Annotated in this window: 19 protein-coding genes; 13 read left to right on the top strand and 6 right to left on the bottom strand. The window is 61.4% G+C overall.

Features of this window, described 5'->3' with window-relative positions:
* Positions 1–11: 11 nt before the first annotated feature.
* The 5 genes from atpA (at position 12) to M0D68_RS29205 (ending at position 6,648) form a co-directional block, all read left to right on the top strand.
* Entirely contained in the window at positions 12–1,553 is a 1,542-nt protein-coding gene (atpA, locus tag M0D68_RS29225) for a F0F1 ATP synthase subunit alpha (RefSeq protein ID WP_054038572.1), read from the top strand.
* Between the two features lie 91 nt (positions 1,554–1,644).
* Positions 1,645–2,529, top strand: a complete 885-nt coding sequence (gene atpG / locus M0D68_RS29220) for a F0F1 ATP synthase subunit gamma (protein WP_054038570.1) — start codon at positions 1,645–1,647, stop codon at positions 2,527–2,529.
* A 102-nt stretch (positions 2,530–2,631) separates the two neighbouring features.
* A complete protein-coding gene (gene atpD / locus M0D68_RS29215; protein ID WP_054038568.1) occupies positions 2,632–4,026 on the top strand; it encodes a F0F1 ATP synthase subunit beta in 1,395 nt (464 codons plus the stop codon).
* Positions 4,027–4,180: 154 nt separating this feature from the next.
* Entirely contained in the window at positions 4,181–4,606 is a 426-nt protein-coding gene (locus M0D68_RS29210; RefSeq protein ID WP_012434800.1) for a F0F1 ATP synthase subunit epsilon, read from the top strand.
* 311 nt (positions 4,607–4,917) lie between these two features.
* On the top strand, positions 4,918–6,648 hold the full coding sequence (locus tag M0D68_RS29205) for an AMP-binding protein (protein ID WP_266226104.1): 1,731 nt from the start codon (positions 4,918–4,920) through the stop codon (positions 6,646–6,648).
* A gap of 843 nt (positions 6,649–7,491) precedes the next feature.
* Here M0D68_RS29205 and M0D68_RS29200 read toward each other — a convergent pair.
* Positions 7,492–8,289 (bottom strand): transporter substrate-binding domain-containing protein, encoded by a 798-nt coding sequence (locus tag M0D68_RS29200; RefSeq protein ID WP_266226103.1) that lies wholly within the window; start codon positions 8,287–8,289, stop codon positions 7,492–7,494.
* Positions 8,290–8,507: 218 nt separating this feature from the next.
* Here M0D68_RS29200 and hemE point away from each other — a divergent pair, with 218 nt between their 5' ends.
* From hemE to M0D68_RS29180, 4 genes are all read left to right on the top strand, one after another.
* Positions 8,508–9,608 carry a uroporphyrinogen decarboxylase gene (gene hemE / locus M0D68_RS29195; RefSeq protein WP_211706279.1) on the top strand — a complete coding sequence of 367 codons (1,101 nt, stop codon included), beginning with the start codon at positions 8,508–8,510 and terminating at the stop codon, positions 9,606–9,608.
* Between the two features lie 464 nt (positions 9,609–10,072).
* Complete coding sequence (locus tag M0D68_RS29190) at positions 10,073–12,319, top strand: primosomal protein N' (protein WP_266226101.1); 2,247 nt, start codon at positions 10,073–10,075, stop codon at positions 12,317–12,319.
* 181 nt (positions 12,320–12,500) lie between these two features.
* On the top strand, positions 12,501–13,931 hold the full coding sequence (locus M0D68_RS29185; RefSeq protein WP_266226099.1) for a YeiH family protein: 1,431 nt from the start codon (positions 12,501–12,503) through the stop codon (positions 13,929–13,931).
* Positions 13,931–14,176: a hypothetical protein gene (locus M0D68_RS29180; RefSeq protein ID WP_200572713.1), complete on the top strand. Its 246-nt coding sequence runs from the start codon at positions 13,931–13,933 to the stop codon at positions 14,174–14,176. Before M0D68_RS29185 ends, M0D68_RS29180 begins: the two co-directional genes overlap by 1 nt.
* Before the next feature lie 114 nt (positions 14,177–14,290).
* On the opposite strand, the gene M0D68_RS29175 is transcribed toward M0D68_RS29180, so the two are convergent.
* Complete coding sequence (locus tag M0D68_RS29175) at positions 14,291–14,461, bottom strand: hypothetical protein (RefSeq protein WP_167378372.1); 171 nt, start codon at positions 14,459–14,461, stop codon at positions 14,291–14,293.
* A gap of 312 nt (positions 14,462–14,773) precedes the next feature.
* On the opposite strand from M0D68_RS29175, the gene putA reads away from it, so the two are divergent.
* From putA to M0D68_RS29155, 4 genes are all read left to right on the top strand, one after another.
* Positions 14,774–18,703: a trifunctional transcriptional regulator/proline dehydrogenase/L-glutamate gamma-semialdehyde dehydrogenase gene (gene putA, locus M0D68_RS29170; RefSeq protein WP_266226098.1), complete on the top strand. Its 3,930-nt coding sequence runs from the start codon at positions 14,774–14,776 to the stop codon at positions 18,701–18,703.
* Positions 18,704–18,792: 89 nt separating this feature from the next.
* Positions 18,793–19,941, top strand: coding sequence for a branched-chain amino acid ABC transporter substrate-binding protein (locus tag M0D68_RS29165; protein WP_093634480.1), 1,149 nt, complete (start codon positions 18,793–18,795; stop codon positions 19,939–19,941).
* A gap of 225 nt (positions 19,942–20,166) precedes the next feature.
* Positions 20,167–20,439, top strand: a complete 273-nt coding sequence (locus M0D68_RS29160) for a hypothetical protein (protein WP_244862811.1) — start codon at positions 20,167–20,169, stop codon at positions 20,437–20,439.
* Positions 20,440–20,447: 8 nt separating this feature from the next.
* Positions 20,448–21,068: a hypothetical protein gene (locus M0D68_RS29155; protein ID WP_200654623.1), complete on the top strand. Its 621-nt coding sequence runs from the start codon at positions 20,448–20,450 to the stop codon at positions 21,066–21,068.
* 100 nt (positions 21,069–21,168) lie between these two features.
* Here the strand turns inward: M0D68_RS29155 and M0D68_RS29150 are convergent, their stop codons facing one another.
* From M0D68_RS29150 to M0D68_RS29135, 4 genes are all read right to left on the bottom strand, one after another.
* On the bottom strand, positions 21,169–21,435 hold the full coding sequence (locus M0D68_RS29150; RefSeq protein ID WP_093634479.1) for a PepSY domain-containing protein: 267 nt from the start codon (positions 21,433–21,435) through the stop codon (positions 21,169–21,171).
* A 150-nt stretch (positions 21,436–21,585) separates the two neighbouring features.
* Positions 21,586–23,301 (bottom strand): thiamine pyrophosphate-binding protein, encoded by a 1,716-nt coding sequence (locus M0D68_RS29145; RefSeq protein WP_256455830.1) that lies wholly within the window; start codon positions 23,299–23,301, stop codon positions 21,586–21,588.
* Positions 23,302–23,361: 60 nt separating this feature from the next.
* Entirely contained in the window at positions 23,362–24,750 is a 1,389-nt protein-coding gene (locus M0D68_RS29140) for an L-serine ammonia-lyase (protein ID WP_266226097.1), read from the bottom strand.
* 28 nt (positions 24,751–24,778) lie between these two features.
* Positions 24,779–25,909: an alginate lyase family protein gene (locus M0D68_RS29135; RefSeq protein WP_211706274.1), complete on the bottom strand. Its 1,131-nt coding sequence runs from the start codon at positions 25,907–25,909 to the stop codon at positions 24,779–24,781.
* Positions 25,910–25,926 lie beyond the last annotated feature (17 nt).

Genomic DNA, 25,926 nt, shown 5'->3' with positions numbered 1-25,926 from the left:
AGGAGCGAATAATGCAACTCAATCCCTCTGAGATCAGCGAGCTGATCAAGAGCAGGATCCAGGGCCTTGAAGCGAGCGCAGACGTTCGCAACCAGGGCACCGTGATCTCCGTGACCGACGGTATCGTGCGTATCCACGGCCTGTCGGAAGTGATGCAGGGCGAAATGCTCGAATTCCCGGGCAACACCTTCGGTCTCGCACTGAACCTCGAGCGCGACTCGGTCGGCGCCGTGATTCTGGGTGAGTACGAACACATTTCGGAAGGCGACATCGTCAAGACGACGGGCCGCATTCTCGAAGTGCCGGTGGGTCCGGAACTGCTCGGCCGCGTGGTCGATGCACTCGGCAACCCGATCGACGGCAAGGGCCCGATCAACGCGAAGAAAACCGACGCAATCGAAAAGATCGCTCCGGGCGTGATCTGGCGTAAGTCGGTTTCGGAACCGGTTCAAACCGGTCTGAAGTCGATCGACGCGATGGTGCCGGTTGGCCGTGGCCAGCGTGAGCTGATCATCGGCGACCGCCAGTGCGGCAAGACCGCAGTCGCAGTCGACGCGATCATCAACCAGAAGGGCAAGAACCTCTTCTGTATCTACGTCGCGATCGGCCAGAAAGCTTCGTCGATCATGAACGTGGTGCGCAAGCTGGAAGAAACCGGCGCGCTGGAATACACGATCGTCGTGGCCGCTTCGGCTTCGGAATCGGCTGCGATGCAGTACCTCGCACCGTACGCCGGCTGCACGATGGGCGAATACTTCCGCGACCGCGGTCAAGACGCCCTGATCGTTTATGACGATTTGACCAAGCAAGCTTGGGCATACCGCCAGATCTCGCTGCTGCTGCGCCGCCCGCCGGGCCGTGAAGCTTACCCGGGTGACGTGTTCTATCTGCACTCGCGTCTGCTGGAGCGTGCTGCTCGCGTCTCGGAAGAGTACGTCGAGAAGTTCACGAACGGCGAAGTGAAGGGCAAGAGCGGTTCGCTGACGGCGCTGCCGGTCATTGAAACGCAAGCAGGCGACGTGACCGCATTCGTTCCGACGAACGTGATCTCGATTACCGACGGCCAGATCTTCCTGGAAACCGACCTCTTCAACGCAGGTATCCGCCCGGCAATTAACGCCGGTGTGTCGGTCTCGCGCGTGGGTGGTGCGGCTCAAACCAAGGTCGTGAAGAAGCTGTCGGGCGGTATCCGTACCGACCTGGCGCAGTACCGTGAACTCGCAGCGTTTGCGCAGTTCGCATCTGACCTCGACGAAGCAACCCGCAAGCAGCTGGAGCGCGGCCGCCGCGTGACGGAACTGCTGAAGCAGCCGCAGTATCAGCCGCTGCAAGTGTGGGAACTGGCTGTCGCGCTGTTCGCTGCGAACAACGGTTACCTCGACGACCTCGAAGTCGCGCAAGTGCTGCCGTTCGAAAAGGGCCTGCGCGATTACCTGAAGTCGAAGCACGCTGACCTGATCAAGCGCATCGAAGATACCAAGGAACTCTCGAAGGACGACGAAGCCCTGCTGCATACGGCTCTCAAAGACTTCAAGAAGTCCGGCGCTTATTGATCCGCGAATGATCCGCAAGGCATAAACGGACCTTGAAGCGGCGCGGGCCACAGGCAACTGAACCCGCGCTGCTTCGATCAAGGAGCAAGCAATGGCTGGAATGAAGGAAATTCGCGGCAAGATCAAGAGCGTGCAAAACACGCGCAAGATCACGAAAGCGATGGAGATGGTGGCCGCATCGAAGATGCGCCGCGCTCAGGAGCGCATGCGCGCTGCTCGCCCGTATGCCGATAAGGTCCGCGATATCGCTGCGCACATGAGCCGTGCGAACCCGGAGTATCGTCACCCGTTCATGGTGTCGAACGAAGGCGCGAAAGCGGCCGGCATCATCCTCGTCACGACCGATAAAGGTCTGTGCGGCGGGATGAACACCAACGTGCTGCGTGCGTCGCTGCAGAAGTTCAAGGAACTGGAAGGCCAGGGCAAGACGATCGAAGCAACTGCGATCGGTACCAAGGGTCTGGGTTTCCTGAATCGTCTGCGCGCCAAGGTGGTGTCGAATGTCGTGCATCTGGGCGACACGCCGCATCTGGAAAAGCTGATCGGCGCGGTGAAGGTGCAGCTCGACCTGTACTCGGAAGGCAAGGTTTCGGCGGTGTACCTCGCGTACACGCGCTTCGTCAATACGATGAAGCAGGAGCCGGTGATCGAGCAACTGCTGCCGCTGTCGGCAGACCAGTTCGAGCGCAAGGACGAAGACGGCACGACGCCGAGCACGCAGTGGGACTACATCTACGAGCCGGATGCACAGGCAGTGGTGGACGAACTGCTGGTGCGTTATGTCGAAGCGCTGGTCTATCAGGCCGTCGCGGAAAACATGGCATCGGAGCAGTCGGCACGGATGGTCGCAATGAAGGCCGCTTCGGACAATGCGAAGACGGTCATCAACGAACTGCAGCTCGTGTACAACAAGAGCCGTCAGGCCGCGATCACGAAAGAACTGTCGGAAATCGTCGGTGGCGCGGCGGCAGTCTGACCATAAAGGTCAGGTACGCCGCTTCGTGTGCGCCCTTCGCGGCGCACCCACCGAAACTGCGCCTTTGCGCGAGTGAAGAATTGAGTATCTAAAGGAAAAGCGATGAGTACTACTGCTTTGGTAGAAGGCAAGATCGTACAGTGCATCGGCGCGGTGATCGACGTGGAATTCCCGCGTGACCACATGCCGAAGATTTACGACGCGCTTATTCTCGACGGTTCGGAACTGACCCTCGAAGTCCAGCAACAGCTGGGCGACGGCGTCGTCCGCACCATCTGTCTGGGTGCCTCGGACGGTCTGCGCCGCGGTACGACGGTGAAGAACACCGGTAAGCCGATCAGCGTGCCGGTTGGCAAGCCGACCCTCGGCCGGATCATGGACGTGCTGGGTCGCCCGATCGACGAAGCCGGCCCGATCAACTCGGACGTGGTTCGCGGTATTCACCAGAAGGCTCCGGCGTTCGACGAACTGTCGCCGTCGACGGAACTGCTCGAAACCGGCATCAAGGTTATCGACCTGATCTGCCCGTTCGCCAAGGGTGGTAAGGTTGGCCTGTTCGGTGGCGCCGGTGTGGGCAAGACCGTGAACATGATGGAACTTATCAACAACATCGCTAAGGAACACGGTGGTTACTCCGTGTTCGCCGGTGTTGGCGAGCGTACCCGCGAAGGGAACGACTTCTATCACGAAATGAAGGACTCGAACGTTCTCGACAAGGTCGCGCTGGTGTACGGCCAGATGAACGAGCCGCCGGGCAACCGTCTGCGCGTCGCGCTGACCGGTCTGACGATGGCTGAGCACTTCCGTGACGAAGGCCTAGACGTGCTGTTCTTCGTCGACAACATCTACCGTTTCACGCTGGCAGGCACGGAAGTGTCGGCACTGCTCGGCCGTATGCCGTCGGCAGTGGGCTATCAGCCGACGCTGGCTGAAGAAATGGGTAAGCTGCAAGAGCGTATTACGTCGACCAAGACCGGCTCGATCACGTCGGTTCAGGCCGTGTACGTCCCTGCGGATGACTTGACCGACCCGTCGCCGGCTACGACTTTCGGCCACTTGGACGCAACCGTCGTGTTGTCGCGTGACATCGCTTCGCTGGGTATCTACCCGGCAGTGGACCCGCTCGATTCGACCTCGCGTCAGATCGACCCGAACGTGATCGGCGAAGAGCACTACGCAATCACGCGCGGCGTGCAGCAAACGCTGCAGCGCTACAAGGAATTGCGCGACATTATCGCGATTCTGGGTATGGACGAACTGGCGCCGGAAGACAAGCTCGCCGTGGCGCGCGCTCGTAAGATTCAGCGTTTTCTGTCGCAGCCGTTCCACGTCGCTGAAGTGTTCACGGGTTCGCCGGGCAAGTACGTGCCGCTGAAGGAAACGATTCGTGGCTTCAAGATGATCGTTGAAGGCGAGTGTGACCACCTGCCGGAACAAGCGTTCTACATGGTCGGCACGATCGACGAAGCCTTCGAAAAGGCCAAGAAGATCCAGTAAAGGTCGGGTGTAACGAAGCGGGCGCCGCTCGCGCGTAGCGATACCCAAGCGGTATTGGAACGTAGAACCGGCGCCTCTTACTACACTCAATCCAGCCTTGCATGGGACCCGAGTAAGCGCCAAAGCGCTAATTTGGGTCGCCACAGGAGTCGATATGGCAACCATTAAAGTAGACGTCGTCAGCGCGGAAGAGCAGATCTTCTCGGGCCAGGCGAAGTTCGTCGCGCTGCCGGGCGAAGCAGGTGAACTCGGCATTCTGCCGGGCCACACGCCGCTCATCACGCGGATTCGTCCGGGCGCAGTGCGCATCGAAGCTGAAAACGGCGAAGAAGAGTTTGTGTTCGTCGCCGGCGGTATCCTCGAAATCCAGCCTGGCGCTGTGACGGTTCTCGCCGACACGGCGATCCGCGGTAAGGATCTCGACGAAGCCAAGGCCGAAGATGCACGCAAGCGCGCAGAAGAAGCGCTGCAGAACACGGGCTCGAACCTCGAATACGCCACCGCGCAAGCGGAACTGGCGTACGCGACGGCTCAGCTCGCTGCGATCCAGCGTCTGCGCAAGCTGCGCGGTCAGAACTAAGCATCACGTATCAGAGAGAAAGCAGCCTTCGTGGCTGCTTTTTTTTGACATTAACTTGACGTTTACGGAAAGGTAAGAGAGATTCGGTTTTTGGTCGTAACGCTCACGGCCCGCTGCCCGCAACTCGTGGCAGTGGCTGCGCTGCGTGAGCCGACAGGCGACGCGACGTGTGCTATTAGCACAGGCTCCAGCCATGGCAGAAGATGCGCTGCGGGTAAGACTTGATGCCGTACGGACACACGCCGGTGGCACAATCGATTTCAATTTCATTTCAATAGACTGGGCGAGCTTCCGCTCACGGAGACAACACCATGGCAACTCACATGTCAGGCGAAGGCGCACTCATCGAACCCAAAGACAATCTGTCGTATGTTCGCGGGTCGACCGAGATTCCGTTGAGCGAAGCCCCGGTAGGCCAGTTTCTGCGCGACACTGCGGCGCGTTTCCCTGAGCGCCCAGCCGTGGTGTTTCGTGAGCAGGGAATCAGCTGGACATGGAAGGAGTTCGCCGACGAAATCGACGTGCTGGCGGCCGGTCTTCTCACACTCGGCATCGAGAAGGGCGACCGCGTCGGCATCTGGTCGCCGAACCGGGTGGAATGGCTGCTTACCCAGTTCGCTACGGCACGCATCGGCGCCGTGCTCGTCAACATTAACCCGGCTTACCGGCTCGCGGAACTCGAGTACGCCTTGAACAAGGTGGGCTGCAAGGCGATCATCGCCGCAGAGCGTTTCAAGACGTCGATGTACCTCGAGATGCTGCAGGAGCTCGCGCCGGAACTGGCGACCCAGGCGCCGGGCGAACTGCGCGCCGCGCGCTTGCCCGATCTGCGCTACGTGATCCGTATGTGCGACACGGAAACGCCCGGCATGCTGACCTTCTCCGACGTGATCGAGCAGGGCCGCGCAACACTTGACGTCGCCAGGCTCGACGCCATCGGTGCGACACTATCCTCGCACGACCCGATCAACATTCAGTTCACCAGCGGCACGACAGGCAATCCGAAGGGCGCGACGCTGACCCATAGGAACGTCGTCAACAACGCGCGCTATATCGCGATGGCAATGCGTTTATCGGAGCAGGACGGCCTGTGCATTCCCGTCCCGCTCTATCACTGCTTCGGCATGGTGCTGGCGGTGCTGGCCTGCGTATCGGTCGGCGCGAATATGGTGTTCCCGGGTGAGGGCTTCGATCCAGCCGCCACGCTGGCGGCAGTCGCCGAAGAGCAGTGCACCGCACTGCACGGGGTGCCGACCATGTTCATCGCCGAACTCGATCATCCGAGCTTCGCCACTTATGACTTCTCGCGCCTGCGCACCGGAATCATGGCTGGTTCGCCGTGCCCGATCGAGACGATGAAGAAGGTCGTCTCGAAGATGCATCTGAACGAGATCACGATCGCATACGGCATGACGGAGACCAGCCCGGTGTCCTTCCAGAGTTCGACCACCGATCCGCTCGACAAACGCACCACGACGGTCGGCCGTATCCAGCCGCATCTGGAGGTGAAGATCGTCGACCCGCTCGGCGCGATCGTGCCGGTCGGTGAGACGGGCGAACTGTGCACCAAGGGCTATTCGGTGATGCAGGGCTATTGGGGGGACGAAGCGAAGACGCGGGAAAGCATCGTCGACGGCTGGATGCATACCGGCGATCTGGCGACGCTCGATGCCGAAGGCTATTGCAACATCGTCGGCCGCCTGAAGGACATGCTGATTCGCGGCGGTGAAAACATCTACCCGCGCGAGATCGAAGAGTTTTTGTTCCGCCACCCGAAAATCCAGAGCGTGCAGGTCTTCGGCGTGCCGGACGCAAAGTACGGCGAGGAAGTGTGTGCGTGGATCGTATTGCGCTCAGGGGAGCAGGCCACAGCTGAGGAAATCCAGCAGTTCTGCCAGGGCCAGATCGCACACTACAAGGTGCCGAAGTACATCCGCTTCGTCGACGAATTGCCAATGACGGTGACCGGCAAGGTGCAGAAATTCGTCATGCGCGAACGGATGATCAGCGAATTGAAGATTCAGGCAGACAAGACAGCCTGATGGCGAAGCGGGTTCGGCGCTGCGCGAATTTTCGCGCAGCGCCGGCCGGCATATTGGGGAAAACCGTTTGCCATTGAATGAACCCGTGGGCCGAAAATCGATCCGTCGGGAAGCTCGCAAACGTTTAACCAGACGAAAAAAAAGCGGGCCTGGAGCCCGCTAAAAACCACACGCTACGGGGTTAGCGCGAGGAGACCAAAGATGGAACCAACTGAGACGACGACCCTGCGTCGACTACGGCCCCAGCAGGGATGCCCCTTCACAGGGCTTCGGCAAACGCCGACCGGCAAGTGCATCGTATCCGCTCACACCACGCACCCAGCCACATCCGTGTTGAAACCGTTGAGGGCATTGTGGGCGAATTAACCTACGAGCGCGGTAACAAAGTGTTTCAGGTTGTAACGCCCGCCAGATAAGGCGCTGCGGGACTTATTTCCAATCCGAAACGTTTTAAACGTAATTTTTACCGATGACTGTTACGCAATTTCATACGCTTGATTGATGCTATTCGCGACGCATACTGCGGCGTAATCCGTTCAGTCGATTCCGCATGAAATAGTTGCATGCGCATCTTTTTCTGGACGGATCGGCTGTATTACAGGCGCTTTTCCAGCGTTACGAACTCCCTCGATTCCTGGATGAACACGTGCGCTGCGCTGCAACACCCCGCGCTCGGGTAACCGACATGTAAGCAGCCGGTTCGTTGGGCCCTTGTTCAACCGCATTGTTCGAGTTTTGCGTAGTGCCTTGGGGTCTGGTTACATGATTGTGCCGGCCATGCGGACCTATTAATCAATCGAACTGCTTTTCCGATTGAGCGGGGCGCGGGCCGGCCCGTGCAACTTACTTCAGCCACTTATCCGAGATCGCCTGGTATTCGCCGGTTGCTCGCGCAAGGTGCAACCACTGATCGACGTATTGCTGGAACGCCACATCGCCGCGCGGCAGCAGCCACGCCTTCTCGCCATACTGGAAAGGCTTGTCCGGATGCACCGAGCAAAGGCCCGGATTCAGCTTTTGTTGCAGCAAGGTCTCCGACGCATCCGTCACCATCACGTCGGCCTTGCCGGCGAGGATCTGCTTGAAGATCGTCACGTTGTCCGGATAGACGGTCAGGTTCGCATGCGGGAAATACTGCTTGGCGAAACGCTCGTTGGTACCGCCCGGATTGACGATCACGCGGGTTGCCGGCTGGTCGATCTGCGCCACCGTTTGATACTTGTTGACGTCGTCACACCGAACGATCGGCGTCTTGCCGTCAATCATGTACGCCTGCGTGAAAAACGCGCGCTTCTGGCGCTCGAGCGTCGGCGAAACGCCGCCCACGCCGACGTCGCATTTCGCCACGAAGTCGTTCATCAGGTTCGACCAGGATGTCTTGACGAATTCTGTCTTCACGCCGAGCGATTTGGCGAGCGACTCGGTCATATCGATATCGATACCTTCGAACTGGCCGTCTGCCTTGTAGAACGAGTACGGCTTGTAATCGCCGGTCGTACAGGCGCGCAGCGTGCCGCGCGCGAGGATTTCGTCAAGCCGCGAGGGTGCCGCGGCGGTGGCGGCGGTTTGTGCCTGAGCCACGCCTGCGTGCATCAAAACACCGGTCAAAACGCCGAGCAGTGCGAGTGCTGCCTTGTTCATCGAGTCTCCTTGGTTGCGCGTAATTGTTTGGTAAGGCCGTCGGATGATAGCCCGGTAATTCACGCTTGAACATTGGCCGTTCAGCTGAGTCATGGCGCCGCACTGGGTAGCCAATTAGCCGGCCGCAAGCAAGGTGCGCGACAGTTATTGCCTGCATCAAGCGCGATGTGGCCAGCCGGGTCCGGTAAAATGCTCCTTTGCCTTCAGTCGTACGCAACGTGGCCCATAAACTCCTGAACGACACTTTCCTGCGCGCGCTGCTGCGCCAGCCGACCGACTACACGCCGATCTGGCTGATGCGGCAGGCTGGCCGCTACCTGCCGGAATACAATGCCACGCGGGGTCGCGCGGGCAGTTTCCTCGGTCTGGCGAAGAACCCGGCGTACGCAACGGAAGTCACGCTGCAGCCGCTCGAGCGCTATCCGCTCGACGCCGCGATCCTGTTCTCCGATATCCTCACCGTGCCTGACGCCATGGGCCTGGGTCTCGAGTTCGTCGCCGGCGAAGGCCCGAAATTCGTTCGCCCGGTACGTACGGAAGACGATGTGGCGCGCCTCGCCGTCCCCGATATCGACGCCACGCTGCGCTACGTGACCGACGCCGTGCGCGAAATCCGCACCGCGCTGACCGACGCGCAAGGCCGTCAGCGCGTGCCGCTGATCGGCTTTTCGGGCAGCCCGTGGACACTGGCGTGCTACATGGTGGAAGGCGGCGGTTCAGCGGACTTCCGCACCGTCAAATCGATGCTGTACGCGCGTCCGGACCTGATGCACCGCATTCTCGACGTCAACGCGAAGTCGGTTGCGGCGTACCTGAATGCGCAGATCGAAGCCGGCGCGCAAGCTGTGATGATCTTCGACACATGGGGCGGGGCGCTCGCTGACGGCATCTACCAACGCTTCTCGTTGCAGTACATCCAGCAGGTCGTGAGCCAACTGAAGCGCGATCACGACGGAGAAAAAGTGCCGGTGATCACCTTCACGAAGGGCGGCGGGTTGTGGCTCGACGAGATCGCCGATATCGGTGTGGATGCGGTGGGTCTCGATTGGACCGTGAACCTGAGCAAGGCGCGCGAGCGCGTAGGTAGCAAGGTGGCGCTGCAAGGCAATATCGATCCTTCGGTGCTGTTTGCGCCGCCGGCCGCAATCCGCATGGAAGCGCGCGCGGTGCTCGACAGCTTCGGTAATCATCCCGGCCACGTTTTCAATCTCGGCCACGGCATTTCGCAGTTCACGCCGCCGGAGAATGTTGCTGAACTCGTGGATGAAGTCCATCGTCATAGCCGGGCGATTCGCAGCGGCGCGCATGCACCAAGCTGACGCCGAAAACGTTGCCATTTTTGTTGCAATGCAGCGAACTGGGCTCTCGCTCTAAGGGAATATTTGTAGTCGGCAGGCCGTCAGATGGCGGTCCTGTGAAAGTCAAGACGTGACTTATGCACATTAATCACGCTGCGGCGCGGTAGAAGCTTTCGTCGTGCCCTAGCCCTTGCACATTGCAGGCGCATTTGATCTAAGCCTTGTCTGGCAAGGGTTTCAAGGGTTCACGGCAAAATGTGCGGAAACCCACAGAAGGCCGCTGCAGCGCGGTTCCCGGCCCATCTGAACGAAGTTCTCAACAAAGTTATCCACAGGCAAGCGGACCGATTGCAATTGTTCAGCCGAATCCAAAACTTAGCGCCGAAATTGAAGTTTTACTTTAACTTCGATGGGTTCGCCGTTTGCTCAATGTGCACCGTGACGCGGCGTCATGCCGCATCCATTCACCCGATTCACACCGCCGCGTGAGCGAAGTATTCGTCCGCGTCGCGCTGGATCATCCGCTGCCGACTTTGTTCGACTACCGCTGCGACACGCCCGAAAGTGTCGCGCCGGGCATGATGGTGAGCGTGCCGTTCGGCAAGCGTCACGTGGTGGGACTTGTGTGCGAAGTGACCACTCACAGTGACGTACCCGCTGACCGCCTGCGAGCGGTCACCCATGTCTGTACCGCCTGCCCGCCCGTGTCGACTGAATGGCTGCGGCTCGCAGCCTTCGCCGCGGACTACTATCAACGCGGCCTCGGGGAAGTGGCCCTGCCTGCTTTGCCGCAAGCCCTGCGTGACGCGTCGCGCTGGTCGCGCCTGTTTGCACCTGATGAGCGCTACAGCCTGACCGCCGAGGGTCGCGCCGCGTTGCCGGAAACATTGCCGGCGCGTGCAAGCGCATTGCGCAAGCTTGCCCAAGCGCTAGCGGAAGCCGAGTTTCTGAGCGCCGCCGACGCTCGCGCGCTGCATCCCAAAGCCATGGCAACTCTGGACGCATGGCTGGCCGAAGGCTGGATCGCGCTTGAGGTGATCGAAGCCGCCGAGGTGCTCGCCACCCCCGCATCACCAGATACCCCCGCACCCATCCTGCCCACGCTCACAGACGAGCAGGCGACTGCGGTCGAAGCGATCCGCGACGCGAACGGCTTCGCGCCCTTCCTGCTGCACGGTGTGACTGGTAGCGGCAAAACCGAGGTGTATCTGCGCGCGCTCGCCGAGATTCTGGCGGCCAAGCCCGACGCGCAGGCCCTCGTCCTCGTCCCTGAAATCAATCTGACGCCACAGTTCGAGTCGGCCTTCCGTGCGCGCTTTGCCGCGCTCGAAGGCACCTCGATCGTCACGTTGCACAGCGGCCTCGCGGAAGGCGAACGCGCCCGCAACTGGTTCGCCGCGCATACCGGGCGCGCTCGCATCGTGCTCGGCACGCGGCTGGCCGTGCTTGCCTCGCTGCCGAAACTCGCGATCATCGTCGTCGACGAGGAACACGATCCGGCCTACAAGCAACAAGAAGGCTTGCGCTATTCGGCACGCGATCTGGCGATCTACCGCGGCAAGCAACTCGGTTTGCCGGTTGTGCTCGGCTCGGCTACGCCGTCGCTGGAAAGCTGGTGGCAGGCGGATCAGGGGCGCTATAAGCGTCTCACGCTGTCGCGCCGTGCGGTTGCCGAGGCCGTCCTGCCGACCGTCAGGTTGATCGATCTCGAAGAAGAGCGGCGGCGCGGGCGGGCCTCGGTGGAGGGTTTGTCCGGGCCGTTGATCGCGGCGTTGAAGGTGCGGCTCGAGCGCGGCGAGCAAAGTCTCGTGTTCCTGAACCGGCGCGGCTACGCACCACAGCTCTCCTGCGACGCTTGCGGCTGGGTGGCCGGTTGTCCGCGTTGCAGCGCCTACGTCGTGTTGCACAAACCCGAGCGCGCGCTGCGTTGCCACCACTGCGGCTGGGAATCACGCATTCCACGCTCGTGCCCGGAGTGCGGCAATGTCGACATCGCGCCGATGGGGCGCGGCACGCAACGCGTCGAAGAAACGCTGGCGAGCGCGGTGCCCGGCGCTCGCGTGCTTCGCATCGACGCCGACAGCACACGCCGCAAAGGCAGCGCGCAGGCGCTGTTTTCCGATGTCCACGCGGGCGAGGTCGATATCCTCGTCGGCACGCAGATGATCGCGAAGGGCCACGACTTCCAGCGCGTGTCGCTAGTGGGTGTGCTGAACGCCGACACTGCCTTGTTTTCACACGACTTCCGCGCGAGCGAACGCCTCTTCGCGCAATTGATGCAAGTGAGCGGCCGCGCGGGCCGCGCCGGTTTGCCGGGCGAAGTGCTGGTGCAGACGCGCTATCCGCGCCACGCGCTGTATCACGCGCTGGGGCGGCATGACTACGTCGGCTTTGCGAATTCGACGCTGGCCGAGCGGCGCGACGCTCATCTGCCGCCGTTCGCCTATCAGGCTTTGCTGCGCGCCGAAGGCCGCACGCTCGAAGCCGCGCTCGCTTTCCTGCAGCAGGCGGCTGCCGCGCTGACGGAGATCCCGGCCGCCGGGCGCGTGACGGTCTATGACGCCGTGCCGCTCACCATCGTCAAGGTGATGCACGTGCATCGGGCGCAATTGCTGATCGAAAGCGCGTCGCGGGCCGCGTTGCAGGCCACTTTGCGCGCCTGGCAACCGATGCTGCGCGGCCTGAAGGGCGTGCTGCGCTGGAATCTCGAAGTCGATCCCCTCGACATCTGAGGCTCTTTGCCGTCCGCTTTACGACAACGTCGCGGCATTACTCCTTTAAGTCATATTCATAGAGCGAATGGTCGTTTCGTTTTGCGCCACCGCTCGCCTATATTTCGCCGAATCGGCGCACCTTCAGGCAAAACTCAAAAATCCCGCGCCGACGCACCTCAACTTCCTCGGGGCATTTGCGATGAGCGATACCAACCAGACATTGCCGACTGGCGCCGCGCCCAGCAAACCGCGCGGTGACCATAGCGCACACGGCGGCGGGCTCTTTTCAACAGAAGACTGGTGGGCCGTCTGGATCGGCCTGCTGGTGATCGTGATTGCCTGGGCGCTATTCGCCTCGGGCAGCAGCATCAAATGGCTGGCGGTGGCGCCGGCCAAATGGGCGAGCGTGGGACAGGCCGCGCAGGACATCGGCAAGCATCTGCCGAACTATGTCGCGCTGTTCGTCGTGTTCGCCGTGCTGTTCGGCGTGAGCCTTGCCGCGTTGAAGCAGCGGGTCGGCGTTTTCCTGGGCTCTTTCCTGATCCTGTTCATCGCCTCGGCGCTGATTTTCACGCTGGGCGCGTGGGTCAATGCGTCGAAGTACAACCTCGAGCCGCCATTGGTTGCGTTGGCGCTTGGCCTTCTGATTTCCAATGTGTTCACGTTGCCCGAGTGGTTTTCTGCGGGCTTGCGCGTGGAGTTTTATATCAAGGTCGGCATCGTCTTGCTCGGCGCGACGCTGCCGTTCACCTTGCTGGTGTGGGCGGGGCCGGTCGCGGTCGGGCAGGCGACCATCGTCTCGCTCGTGACGTTCTTCGTGATCTTCCTTGTCGCCAAGGCGCTCGGTCTCGACCGGCGCTTTGCGGCCGTGCTGGGCGTGGGCGGCGCGGTGTGCGGCGTGTCGGCGGCGATCGCGATTGCCGGTGCGGTGCGCGCCAAACGCGAACAGGCATCGGTGGCGATTACGCTGGTGGTCTTGTGGGCGATCGTGATGATTTTCGTGCTGCCCTTTGCGTCGCGCTCGCTGGGACTCTCGACAGCCGTGGCAGGCGCATGGATCGGCACGTCCGAATTCGCCGACGCCGCGGGGATTGCCGCCGCGCAAGCCTACGGCGACTTCGCGAAGCACGCGGGCGGCGCGATTGCGGGCGCTCCCGAGACATCGTTGCAGGCGTTCACGCTGATGAAGGTGGTCGGGCGCGATATCTGGATCGGTATCTGGGCGTTCGCGCTCGCCATCGTCGCGACGACGCGCTGGGAGTCGCAGGACAGCGGCGTCAAAGCCAAGGCCAACGCCGGTGAAATCTGGGCACGTTTTCCGAAGTTCGTGATCGGCTTCGTGATCGCATCGGCGCTGGTGACGTGGATTGCCAGCCACTACTCGCTGGCCGACTACCGTAAGGTCGTCACGCCAGAATTCGTCGCGCCGATCACGGCGCTACGCACATGGGCGTTCACGTTCTGTTTCCTGAGCATCGGGTTGACCACGCGTTTGCGCGCGCTTTCGGCCACCGGCCTGAAGCCGTTTCTGGCCTTCACGGCGGGCGTGGTCGTCAATATCGCCATCGGCTACGCGCTGTCCGCGCACGTGTTCGCACCGTACTGGAATAGCTTAGGGCAGGGCTCGTGATGAGCGAGGCGGTCCGCATCGCCGGCACGGCCCACGCGCGTTTCGATGCGTGCGCGCCGCGCTGTGCAAACTGCCGGTATCGCGCCGAGGATCGGCATTCACTGGAGCAGAGCATTCCGGGCCTCGCCGTGTTCAGTTCCGGGTTTGGCGCGAGCGTGGCGGACAGCCGGCTTTGCCGTCTGCACGACCAGCTCGTTTCGCCCGACGACACCTGTGCTCAGTACGACCCCATTCCACGGCATTGACGCGTGCGTCTGCATCGCCGCCCGGTGTGAGCCGGGCGGCGCGCGTACTTGGTTTGCGGTGTCAGTCGAGGAACGGCGTCCTGATGTCCATCATTAGCCGCCGGGCTTAGCCCCTCAATCGTTCAAAGCTGCCCGCGCATCGCCAGCCGATGCACGCGATGCCGGACGCGCCTGCCTTCCTTCCGTCTCACGTTTGCCCGGGCCGCGCGTCGCGCCGCGGATGAACAGCACGCCGCACGTCGCGCACATCGCCCAGATGCCCAATATCACTAACCACTTTTCCATTTCGCCAGTCCTCTAAAACCCCGTACCGTTTTTATGTGCGTGCCTTGCGGCCGCGACCATCCATATTCTGTATAACGGCGCGCCGAGCGATCTGATAAGGGTAAAAGCGAAAAGAATCACGCCAGGGAAAGTACTGATCGCAACCGCCGTCGCCACGCGCAGCGCCATTCGGCGCAAACCCCCGCCGTACCGGGCTTTCAAAAAGGTGCAACCATGCGTTGAGCATGGTTGCACCTTTTTATTTGGAGGCGTACGATTCGCCCAACTTTTAGTCTTTCCCACCGAATTCGTTTGGTATCCGAAGAAGGAAACATGGCTAGCACCACCCTTGGCGTCAAGGTCGACGACCTCCTGCGTTCCCGGCTGAAAGATGCCGCCACCCGGCTCGAACGCACTCCGCACTGGCTGATCAAGCAGGCGATCTTCGCGTACCTCGAAAAAATCGAGCATGGCCAATTGCCGCCGGAATTGTCGGGCCACACGGGCTCGGCCGATCTGGCTGACGGCGCCGCGGTGGAGCACGAGGAAGACGGTGCGTCGCATCCGTTCCTCGAATTCGCGCAGAACGTGCAACCGCAATCGGTGCTGCGCGCGGCGATCACCGCCGCGTATCGCCGTCCCGAGCCGGAGTGCGTGCCGTTCCTTCTTGGCCAGGCGCGTCTGCCGGCCAATCTCGCGGACGACGTGCAGGCGATGGCCGGCAAGCTGGTCGAAACGCTGCGCGGCAAGAGCAAGGGTGGTGGCGTCGAAGGTCTGATCCACGAGTTTTCGCTGTCGAGCCAGGAGGGCGTGGCGCTGATGTGCCTCGCCGAAGCGCTGCTGCGCATCCCGGATCGCGCCACGCGCGACGCGCTGATCCGCGACAAGATCAGCAAGGGCGACTGGAAATCGCACGTCGGCCAGGCGCCGTCGCTGTTCGTCAACGCCGCAACGTGGGGCCTGATGATCACCGGCAAACTGGTGGGAACCAACAGTGAGGCGAGCCTCTCGTCGGCGCTTACGCGTCTGATCGGCAAGGGCGGCGAGCCGCTGATCCGCAAGGGCGTCGACATGGCGATGCGCCTGATGGGCGAGCAGTTCGTCACCGGCGAGAACATCTCCGAAGCGCTGGCGAATAGCCGCAAGTACGAAGCACGCGGTTTCCGCTACTCGTACGACATGCTCGGCGAAGCAGCCACCACCGAAGCCGACGCGCAACGCTACTACGCCTCGTACGAACAGGCGATCCACGCGATCGGCAAGGCAGCCGGCGGCCGCGGCATTTACGAAGGCCCGGGCATCTCGATCAAGCTCTCCGCGCTGCACGCACGCTACTCGCGTTCGCAGCAGGAACGCACGATGAGCGAGTTGCTCCCGCGCGTGCGCTCGCTGGCGATCCTTGCGCGCCGCTACGACATCGGCCTGAACATCGACGCTGAAGAAGCCGACCGCCTCGAAATCTCGCTCGATCTGCTCGAAGCGCTGTGCTTCGATCCGGAACTGGCCGGCTGGAACGGCATCGGTTTCGTGGTGCAGGCGTATCAGAAGCGCTGCCCGTTCGTGATCGAATACCTGATCGATCTGGCGCGCCGCAGCCGTCACCGCATCATGGTCCGCCTCGTGAAGGGCGCGTACTGGGACACCGAAATCAAGCGCGCTCAAGTGGACGGCCTAGAAGGCTATCCGGTCTACACGCGCAAGATCTACACGGACGTCTCCTACCTCGCCTGCGCGAAGAAGCTGCTCAGCGCGCCGGACGCGGTTTATCCGCAGTTCGCCACGCACAACGCGCACACGCTCTCGGCGATCTATCACCTCGCGGGCAATAACTACTACCCCGGCCAGTACGAGTTCCAATGCCTGCACGGCATGGGTGAACCGCTGTATGAGGAAGTCACCGGCCGCGACAAGCTGAACCGTCCGTGCCGCGTGTATGCGCCGGTCGGCACGCATGAAACGCTGCTCGCGTACCTCGTGCGCCGCCTGCTGGAAAACGGCGCGAACACCTCGTTCGTGAACCGCATCGCCGATGAGACCGTCGCGATCAAGGACCTGATCGCCGACCCGGCCGACGAAGCCTCGAAGATCGTCCCGCTCGGCGCGCCGCACACGAAAATTCCGTTGCCGCGCAATCTGTTCGGCGCCGAGCGTCTCAATTCGATGGGCCTCGATCTGTCGAACGAACATCGTCTGGCCTCGCTGTCGTCGGCGTTGCTGGCGAGCGCGCATCATCCGTGGCGCGCGGCGCCTATGCTCGAAGACAACGAAATCGCCGTGGGTGTCGCGCGTGATGTGCGCAACCCGGCCGATCATCGCGACCTCGTCGGTACTGTTGTGGAAGCGACCTCGGAACATGTGAGTGCCGCCATGGCCCACGCAGTCGCCGCCGCACCGATCTGGCAAGCGACGCCGGTCGACGCCCGCGCCGATTGCCTCGCGCGTGCCGCCGATCTGCTCGAAGCGCAGATGCACACGCTAATGGGTCTCGTGGTGCGTGAAGCCGGTAAGTCGCTGGCGAACGCGGTCGCGGAAATCCGTGAAGCGATCGATTTCCTGCGCTATTACTCCACGCAGATCCGCAACGAATTCTCCAACGACACGCACCGCCCGCTTGGTCCGGTGGTCTGTATCAGCCCGTGGAACTTCCCGCTGGCGATTTTCATGGGTCAGGTGGCTGCAGCTTTGGCTGCTGGTAACACTGTGCTCGCCAAGCCGGCCGAACAAACGCCGCTGATCGCCGCGCAAGCTGTGCGTATCCTGCGCGAAGCCGGCGTGCCGGCGGGCGCGGTGCAACTGCTGCCGGGCAATGGCGAAACGGTCGGCGCAGCGCTGGTGGCCGATCCGCGCACCCGTGCGGTGATGTTCACCGGTTCGACCGAAGTCGCGCGTCTGATCAACAAGACGCTGTCGAATCGCCTCGACCCGGAAGGTAAGCCGATTCCACTGATCGCCGAAACCGGCGGCCAGAACGCGATGATCGTCGATTCCTCGGCGCTTGCTGAGCAGGTGGTCGCGGACGTGCTGCAGTCTTCGTTCGATTCCGCCGGTCAACGGTGTTCCGCGTTGCGCGTTCTTTGTCTACAAGAAGATGTCGCGGACCGCACGCTCGAAATGCTGACGGGCGCGATGCGCGAACTGTCGGTGGGCAATCCGGACCGCCTGTCGATCGACGTCGGCCCGGTCATCGACCTCGACGCAAAGCGCGGTATCGATGCGCACGTCGCGGCGATGCGCGAGAAAGGCCGCAAGGTCGAGCAGCTGCCGATGCCGGAAGGCGCGGGACAAGGCACGTTTGTTCCGCCGACGTTGATCGAACTCGACAGCATCGACGAATTGAAGCGTGAAGTGTTCGGCCCGGTGTTGCATGTGGTGCGTTACCGCCGCAGCCAGCTGGACAAGCTGCTCGAACAGATTCGCACGACCGGCTACGGCCTGACGCTTGGCATTCACACGCGGATCGACGAAACGATCGCTCACGTGATCAGCCGCGCGCATGTCGGAAACATCTACGTGAACCGCAATGTGATTGGCGCGGTGGTGGGTGTTCAGCCGTTCGGCGGCGAAGGTTTGTCGGGCACGGGTCCGAAAGCAGGTGGTGCGCTGTATCTGCAGCGTTTGCTGGCGACGCGTCCGGCCGGGTTGCCGAAGTCGCTGGCCGATGCATTGATCGTTGATGTGCCGCAGGCCGGCGTGAACGGGGATAATCCGTCCGCTGCCTTGACGGCGCTGCGCGACTGGCTGATCAGCGAACAGCAGCCGGTGCTGGCTGCGCGCTGCGACGGTTATCTGTCGCATGTGCCGGCGGGCGCAACTGCGGTATTGTCTGGACCCACGGGCGAGCGCAACACGTACACGCTGGGTGCGCGCGGCACGGTGCTGTGTATCGCCTCGACGGCAAGCGGTGCGCGCGTGCAGTTTGCTGCAGCACTGGCTACGGGAAATCGCGCCTTGTTCGAAGGCGCGGCTGGTGAACAATTGGTGTCGCAGCTCCCCGCCGCGTTGAAGTCCTACGCAAGCGTGAAGAAGAGCGCAGATACATCGTTCGACGCCGTGCTGTTCGAAGGCGATAGCGATGAACTGCTGGCGCTGGTGAAGGAAGTCGCGAAACGTGCGGGACCGATCGTTTCGGTGCAGGGCGTCGCGGCGGGCGCGCTGGAAAGCGGCGATGAGGACTATGCGCTCGAGCGTCTGTTGACGGAACGCTCGGTCAGCGTGAATACGGCAGCAGCAGGCGGCAATGCAAATTTGATGACGATCGGTTGAGCGAACCTCATCGATTACTTCAAAAAAACGGAAGCGGTACGGCGACCCCGAAAAACCGCTCCATCCACACCTGGTACCAAGGAGAAGCTATGCAACACAAAATGAAACAGCTGGCAGGCGCAGCGCTGGTTGCAGCAATGTCGCTGGCGGGGACGGCCAACGCTCAATCGACCGAAGACGTGAAGATCGGTTTTGCTGGTCCGATGACGGGCGCACAGGCGCACTACGGTAAGGACTTCCAGAACGGCATCACGCTGGCCGTGGAAGACATGAACGCCACCAAGCCGGTGATCGGCGGCAAGCCGGTTCGCTTCGTGCTGGATTCGGCCGACGACCAGGCTGACCCGCGCACCGGCACGACCGTTGCACAAAAGCTGGTGGATGACGGCATCAAGGGCATGCTCGGCCACTTCAACTCGGGCACCACGATTCCGGCTTCGCGCATCTACGCGAACGCGGGCATCCCCGAAATCGCAATGGCGACGGCGCCTGAGTACACGCAACAAGGTTTCAAGACCACGTTCCGCATGATGACGTCCGACACGCAGCAAGGTTCGGTTGCCGGCACGTTCGCGGTGAAGACCCTGGGCGTGAAGAAGATCGCGATCGTCGACGACCGCACGGCTTACGGCCAAGGTCTGGCTGATCAGTTCGAAAAGGCAGCGAAGGCAGCGGGCGGCTCGATCGTCGATCGTGAATACACGAACGACAAGGCTGTCGACTTCAAGTCGATCCTGACCAAGCTGAAGTCGGTCAACCCGGACCTGATCTATTACGGCGGCGCGGATTCGCAAGCGGCACCGATGGTCAAGCAGATGAAGGCGCTGGGCATCAAGGCACCGCTGATGGGCGGCGAAATGGTCCACACGCCGACGTTCATCCAGATCGCGGGTGACGCAGCGAACGGTACGGTGGCATCGCTCGCCGGCCTGCCGCTGGAAGAAATGCCGGGTGGCAAGGACTACGTCGCGAAGTACAAGAAGCGTTTCAACGAAGACGTGCAAACGTACTCGCCGTACGCTTACGACGGCGCAATGGCGATGTTCGACGCGATGAAGAAGGCTAACTCGACCGATCCGGCCAAGTATCTGCCGCTGCTCGCGAAGACCTCGATGCCGGCAGTGACGGCAGCGAACCTCGCGTACGACGGCAAGGGCGACCTGAAGAACGGCGGCATCACGCTGTACAAGGTTGTCGACGGCAAGTGGACGACGCTGCAAAGCGTGGGCGGGAAGTAAGCGGTTTTTCGCTGCTCGCTTTGATGTCAGGAACCCCGCTTCGGCGGGGTTTTTTATGGCTCTTCGAGTTTGTGCTACCTGCGTGAGCTCGATTAGTTAGCCTTCTCCCGAAAAAAAATTCATCGACAATCCTCACGGGTGGCGCGAAATCAGCGAAGCGCTTTTTATACGAGACATATCGTATAATCGGGGGTGCGGTTGTCGATACCAAGCAAGTACAGGCAAGTGAAGCGCGCGGTGATCTCCGCGCTTAGATCCGGGAAGTTCGAGCATGAGGCCCGTTCTGCCATTAACGTGAAAAACCTTCTGTCGACCGGGCAAGTCACCGCTCAGTTCGTTGAGGATCTCATTACGAAGAGCGATGGCACACAATACAGTTCGTCACCTCATCACAACGCGCCGGCAATAGATGTTCATATCATTGAGTCGGGTGGCTGGTACGTGAAGTTCTACTTCGTGGGTAATCCGGAAACCGTGTTTATCAGCGTGCACCAGTGAGCGAAGCCATGAAGATGAAACTCTACGAAGAAGGCGAGAAAAGCAAGGCAATCTGCCATCACTGCAAGCAGCTTGTGAGCACGACCTTTGCGCGGCGTGACGTACCTTTCAGCGACGGCAAAGGTGAGGTGAAGAATATTCTCGCGGCGGTGTGTGACGTCTGTGACCACGTGGTCGCCATTCCAGCGCAATCCACGCCAGCCGTCCGCGAAGCGCGGCAGAAGGAAGTCAGGCCGATTGAGGCACAACTGCCGGCCATTTATCTCGATGTTCTCGACCTGGCCGCTTATATGGTCGACAGCGCGAGCTCGACCGAATTCCGCAAGGTGCTCATGACGCTCTATCTGCACCGGTTTGCATCCGGTGAATATCCGCGGGCACGGTTGATTAAGGCACATAAGTCGGCGACCGAGCGCTTCAAGGAGCGCCGCGGCGCTGCACGGCGGCGGCTTTCGATGAAGGTGACGCCGCGCATCGCCGAAGATATCAAGACACTCATGCACGAGACGACCATGAGTCAGACAGAAGTCATCAAGTCCGTGATCTATCAAATCCAAACCGACGTGATCGAATCGCACAAGCCCGCGTTGATGAAAGAGCTTGGTGCGTTGTCGGTGATATACGCGTAGTTGTTCGTTTGGCAGGTAATCAGGTTATAGCGTGAAGGTAAAAAAGCCCCGTTTTTCCCGCGGGGCTCTTTTATGCAGCTGCTTGCGTGAGCCAATGGCTTCAGTCGATCTTCTGCCGGATGACAGCGAGCGTCTTGGTGTCGTAGTTCAACTCCATCCTTCTGCCGTCCTGGTTGTAGGCCTCGACCTCATAGCAGTTATCGTCGATCTCGAACTTCGCGATCTTGTAGCCTTGCGCTTCGATTTGCGCACGGGCGTCACTCTCCTTCATCCATTCTGCCGTTGGATGAACTGGACAGGACTCGCCCATCGCGAACACCGCGCTCGACAATCCCAGCGCACCTGCAAATACAGCAGCCTTCAGCATACCGACTCCTTGAATCGTTCAGACGAATGGCTACCGTAGCCGATTCGTCAAACGCTGCACAAGGTGATCGCATGGTAAGTCTGCTGTACGTCAAAAATTCGACTTAAGACTCGCCGGTGCCGAGGGATATTGCCCACAAGCCTTTTTTCGCTAAGCCGTCTCTCCGCGCAGCTTCCTCCCCTGCTCGCGAATCTGCTCCAACGTCGCGCCCGGCGTACTCGCCTCCTGCGGCATGCGAATCTCGATCACTGCCGCGCGCTTCGCTTCCAGAGAACGCTGCAACGCCGGCAGAAAATCTTCAGTCCGCTCCACCGTCTCACCATGTGCGCCGAACGACTTTGCGAATGCCGCAAAGTCAGGATTCGTGAGACCGGTGCCGTGCACGCGATTCGGATAGTGCCGTTCCTGATGCATCCGAATCGTGCCGAAGTGGCTGTTGTTCACGACGATGAAAATCACATGCAGGTCGTACTGCATCGCCGTCGCGAGTTCTTGCGCGGACATCATGAAGCAGCCATCGCCGGCTAATGCGACCACCGCGCGTTGCGGATACATCGACTTCGCCGCAATCGCCGCGGGTACCCCGTAGCCCATCGCGCCACTGGTCGGCGCGAGTTGCGAGCGGAAATGCCGATACGAGAAATGCCGATGCAACCACGTTGCGTAGTTGCCCGCACCGTTCGTGAGGATCGCGTCTTCCGGTAGATGCGCGCGCAACTGCTGGATGACTTCGCCCATTTGCACGTCGCCAGGAATCGGGCGCGGCTTGCGCCAGTCGAGATACGCGCGATGCGCTTCTTCCGCGGCACCGGTCCATGCGAGCTTGTCGGAAGACGGTCTCAACGCCGCAAGCAATGCTGCAAGTTCTGGCATGCCCGAGACAATCGGCAGATCTGCCGCATACACGCGCCCCAGTTCTTCCGCGCCTTGATGCACGTGCACCAGAGTTTGTTTGGTCTTCGGAATGTCGAGCAGCGTGTAGCCGTTGGTCGTCGCTTCGCCTAGCCGTGGACCGAGCGTGAGCAGCAGGTCCGCATCGCGGATACGCTGAGCAAGCGCCGGATTGATACCAAGGCCGACATCACCCGCGTAGTTCTGATGCTCATTATCGAGCGTGTCTTGAAAGCGGAACGCGAGGCCGATCGGCAATTGCCAATTCTCGACGAAGCGTTGCAGGTCGGCACATGCCGCAGGCGTCCATCCGCTGCCGCCGGCAATCACCATCGGCCGTTGCGCACCTTCCAGCAATCGACGCAACTCGTCCATCTGAGCCGCGGACGGCGACGCCGCCACACGCTTGTACGCGGGCGCGCCGGCAACAAGATCACACGCGTCGCTCAACACATCTTCCGGCAACGACAACACGACCGGCCCCGGACGCCCCGACGTCGCCGTGTGAAACGCATGACTCAGATACTCGGGAATGCGTTTCGGATCGTCGATTTGCGCGACCCATTTCGCCATCTGACCGAACATGCGCCGGTAGTCGATTTCCTGAAAGGCCTCGCGATCGAGATGCTCGCGCGCGCATTGGCCGATCAGCAGGATCATCGGCGTCGAGTCCTGAAACGCGGTGTGCACACCGATCGATGCATGCGTCGCGCCGGGGCCGCGCGTGACGATTGCGACGCCCGGACGTCCGGTCAATTTGCCGACGGCTTCGGCCATGTTCGCGGCCGCCGCTTCGTGCCGGCAGACGATGGTCTGGATGCGGTCTGTTTCGTCGTGCAGCGAGTCGAGCACCGCGAGAAAGCTCTCGCCGGGTACACAGAAAACCCGTTCGACGCCATGCGTCAGCAGCGCGTCGACGACGAGACGTGCGCCGGTAGTTTGGGCAGTGGAAGAAGATTCAGAAGCGAGCGGCATTGCGATGAAGCCTCCAGTCATTGCGATGGGTGCGATCGGTGCGGTCGGGTCGTTGTGTTCTCAACACTCCACAATATTCACCGCCAACCCACCGCGGGACGTTTCCTTGTACTTCGTCTTCATATCGGCGCCGGTCTGCATCATCGTCTTGATCACAGAGTCCAGCGACACGTAATGCGTGCCGTCGCCGCGCAGCGCCATTCGCGCGGCATTCACGGCTTTCACCGAGCCCATCGCATTGCGTTCGATACACGGAATCTGCACCATCCCGCCGACCGGATCGCACGTCAGCCCGAGGTTATGTTCCATGCCGATCTCGGCAGCATTCTCGACTTGCTCAGGCGTGCCGCCCATCACCGCGGCGAGCCCACCCGCGGCCATCGAGCAGGCCACGCCCACTTCACCCTGGCATCCCACTTCCGCGCCTGAAATCGACGCATTCAGCTTGTACAGAATGCCGATTGCCGCCGCCGTCATCAGGAAGTCGATCACGCCCTGCTCGTTCGAGCCCGGCATGAAGCGCGTGTAGTAATGCAGCACCGCCGGGATGATTCCGGCCGCGCCGTTAGTCGGCGCCGTGACCACGCGCCCGCCCGCCGCGTTTTCTTCATTCACGGCGATGGCGTAGAGATTGATCCAGTCGACCATCGAAAGTGGATCGCGCAGCGCCAGCTCAGGATTGCCCGATAGCGCGCGATACAACTGCGGCGCGCGGCGCTTCACCTGGAACGGACCGGGCAAGTGGCCGTCGGCATCCGGATTGTTGATACCGCAGCCGCGCGACACGCACGACTGCATCACATTCCAGATCTTCAGCAAGCCCGCACGCGTCTCTCCTTCTGTATGCCAGACGCGTTCGTTTTCCCACATCAATTGCGCGATGCTCTTGCCGGTCGATTTGCACAGCGCGAGTAATTCGTTGCCGCTGCGGAACGAATGCGGCAATTGTTCGACGGCGCTCAGCACCTTCGTGTTCGGCGCGCCCGCCGTCACCACGAAACCGCCGCCCACCGACAGATAGGTCGACTCGCGCAGCGTCTCGCCTTGTGCATCGAGCGCGCGGAGTTTCAGGCCGTTCGGATGCTCGGCCAGCGCCTGGCGAAGAAACGAAATGTGATCTTTCTGGACGAACGGCACGTCGTGCGTGCCGAGCAAGGCGAGCTTGCGCGACGCCTTTACCGCTTCGAGCCGCTGTGCGATCGTGTCCGGATCGACGGTGTCAGGGGCATCGCCCATCAGGCCGAGCATCACGCCGCGATCGGTGCCGTGACCCTTGCCGGTCGCGCCGAGCGACCCATACAGATCCACTTTCACCGATGCCGTCGCGCCAAGCAGCCCGTCGCGTTCGAGCCCTTGCGCGAACATCAGCGCCGCACGCATCGGCCCGACCGTATGCGAACTGGACGGACCAATGCCGATTTTGAAGAGGTCGAACACGCTGACTGCCATTTACTGCTCCCTGCTGATAAAAGTTAGTTTAGCGCGCCGGCAGCGGTAAGCACACGGCGAGCCATGCGGGCGGCGTCGGTGCGAGCTGCAGCGCGATCGGCGTATAGCGTCCGTCGAGACGCGCCGCCAGGTGAAACAGTTCCGTCGCGTTTTTCGGATCCCATTGACCCGAATAGCCGGGCAAACCGGCCTCGCGACGTTTGGCATCGAACGGAACGTTCGAATGCACGAATTCTTCATGCGTTTTGCTGCCATCCGCGTACGGCGTGAGCCAGTTCAGCGCGGCTTGCAGCGACGCGCCGTTCGCTCCCTTCTCTGGCAACCAGTTGCGGTTGTGGCGGCGCGCAGCGAGCGCGGCGGTCACGAGCGGCTGCAGGTCGTACGTAACATAGTGCAGCGCGTCGCGCTCGCCGAAGTCGAACGTCGAGCCGTCCGGCGCAATGTTGTCGCCGATATGCTCGTCGAACAGGCGCTGCGCCGCGTTGATCATCTTGCGGTTATCCAGCGTGAACGCAGCCATCGAGATCAGCTTGATCCGGTGGCTTTGCCAATTGTTCTTGAACGTACCCCTGAGCGGTCGCGGCTGCGCGTCGATCTGCTCGATGTAGCCGCTCGCGAGCTTCGTCAGGAACGCCATCGATGCATTGCGCGTCTTCACCGGCAACGCGCTCGCGGTCATGTCGTAGGCGAGAATCAGGCCTTCGAAATGGGTTTCGTCGATCGGATTGAAACTGGGTTGATAAGTCGTGACCCATGCATACAGCAAGCGGTCGACCAGTTTCAGATAACGGTCGTCACTGGTCGCGCGCCAGGCGAGCGCGGCGTCGCGCAGCAGATCCAGATCCTTCTCCGCCTCGACGCTTTGATCGTAGATGCCCTCGTGCGGAAGCGTGCCTTCCGTATGCAGTTTCGCCAGCGCATGCGGCGGGTCGTTCAGATGTGCCAGTACATTGCTCACCAGCGCCTTGACGCCTGGATCGGCATTCGTGCGCTCGCTGGTTTGCAGCGCGGGCGCCGCGCAGAAATTCATTGCGGCTTGCGCCTGCCGTAGCGGCAGCAGCACCGCTGCGCCAGCCAGCAATAGCGTGCAAGCCTGCTGCCATGTTTGGGTTCGCCTGATTTCGGTCCGGCTTTGCATCAATCGCACCTTTCGCGCCATGCGAAACTCCTCGTTAG

It is taken from the genome of Paraburkholderia sp. SEWSISQ10-3 4 (assembly GCF_030464785.1).
GTDB classification, from domain to species: Bacteria; Pseudomonadota; Gammaproteobacteria; order Burkholderiales; family Burkholderiaceae; genus Paraburkholderia; species Paraburkholderia aspalathi.
This window is presented reverse-complemented; position numbering and strand designations above follow the sequence as displayed.

Bases quoted from the DNA above. Each gene is read 5' to 3' on its own strand.
- atpA (WP_054038572.1), top strand. From the start codon at position 12: ATGCAACTCAATCCCTCTGAGATCAGCGAGCTGATCAAGAGCAGGATC.
- atpG (WP_054038570.1), top strand. From the start codon at position 1,645: ATGGCTGGAATGAAGGAAATTCGCGGCAAGATCAAGAGCGTGCAAAAC.
- atpD (WP_054038568.1), top strand. From the start codon at position 2,632: ATGAGTACTACTGCTTTGGTAGAAGGCAAGATCGTACAGTGCATCGGC.
- M0D68_RS29210 (WP_012434800.1), top strand. From the start codon at position 4,181: ATGGCAACCATTAAAGTAGACGTCGTCAGCGCGGAAGAGCAGATCTTC.
- M0D68_RS29205 (WP_266226104.1), top strand. From the start codon at position 4,918: ATGGCAACTCACATGTCAGGCGAAGGCGCACTCATCGAACCCAAAGAC.
- M0D68_RS29200 (WP_266226103.1), bottom strand. From the start codon at position 8,289: ATGAACAAGGCAGCACTCGCACTGCTCGGCGTTTTGACCGGTGTTTTG.
- M0D68_RS29185 (WP_266226099.1), top strand. From the start codon at position 12,501: ATGAGCGATACCAACCAGACATTGCCGACTGGCGCCGCGCCCAGCAAA.
- M0D68_RS29180 (WP_200572713.1), top strand. From the start codon at position 13,931: ATGAGCGAGGCGGTCCGCATCGCCGGCACGGCCCACGCGCGTTTCGAT.
- M0D68_RS29175 (WP_167378372.1), bottom strand. From the start codon at position 14,461: ATGGAAAAGTGGTTAGTGATATTGGGCATCTGGGCGATGTGCGCGACG.
- putA (WP_266226098.1), top strand. From the start codon at position 14,774: ATGGCTAGCACCACCCTTGGCGTCAAGGTCGACGACCTCCTGCGTTCC.
- M0D68_RS29165 (WP_093634480.1), top strand. From the start codon at position 18,793: ATGCAACACAAAATGAAACAGCTGGCAGGCGCAGCGCTGGTTGCAGCA.
- M0D68_RS29155 (WP_200654623.1), top strand. From the start codon at position 20,448: ATGAAGATGAAACTCTACGAAGAAGGCGAGAAAAGCAAGGCAATCTGC.
- M0D68_RS29150 (WP_093634479.1), bottom strand. From the start codon at position 21,435: ATGCTGAAGGCTGCTGTATTTGCAGGTGCGCTGGGATTGTCGAGCGCG.
- M0D68_RS29145 (WP_256455830.1), bottom strand. From the start codon at position 23,301: ATGCCGCTCGCTTCTGAATCTTCTTCCACTGCCCAAACTACCGGCGCA.
- M0D68_RS29140 (WP_266226097.1), bottom strand. From the start codon at position 24,750: ATGGCAGTCAGCGTGTTCGACCTCTTCAAAATCGGCATTGGTCCGTCC.
- M0D68_RS29135 (WP_211706274.1), bottom strand. From the start codon at position 25,909: ATGGCGCGAAAGGTGCGATTGATGCAAAGCCGGACCGAAATCAGGCGA.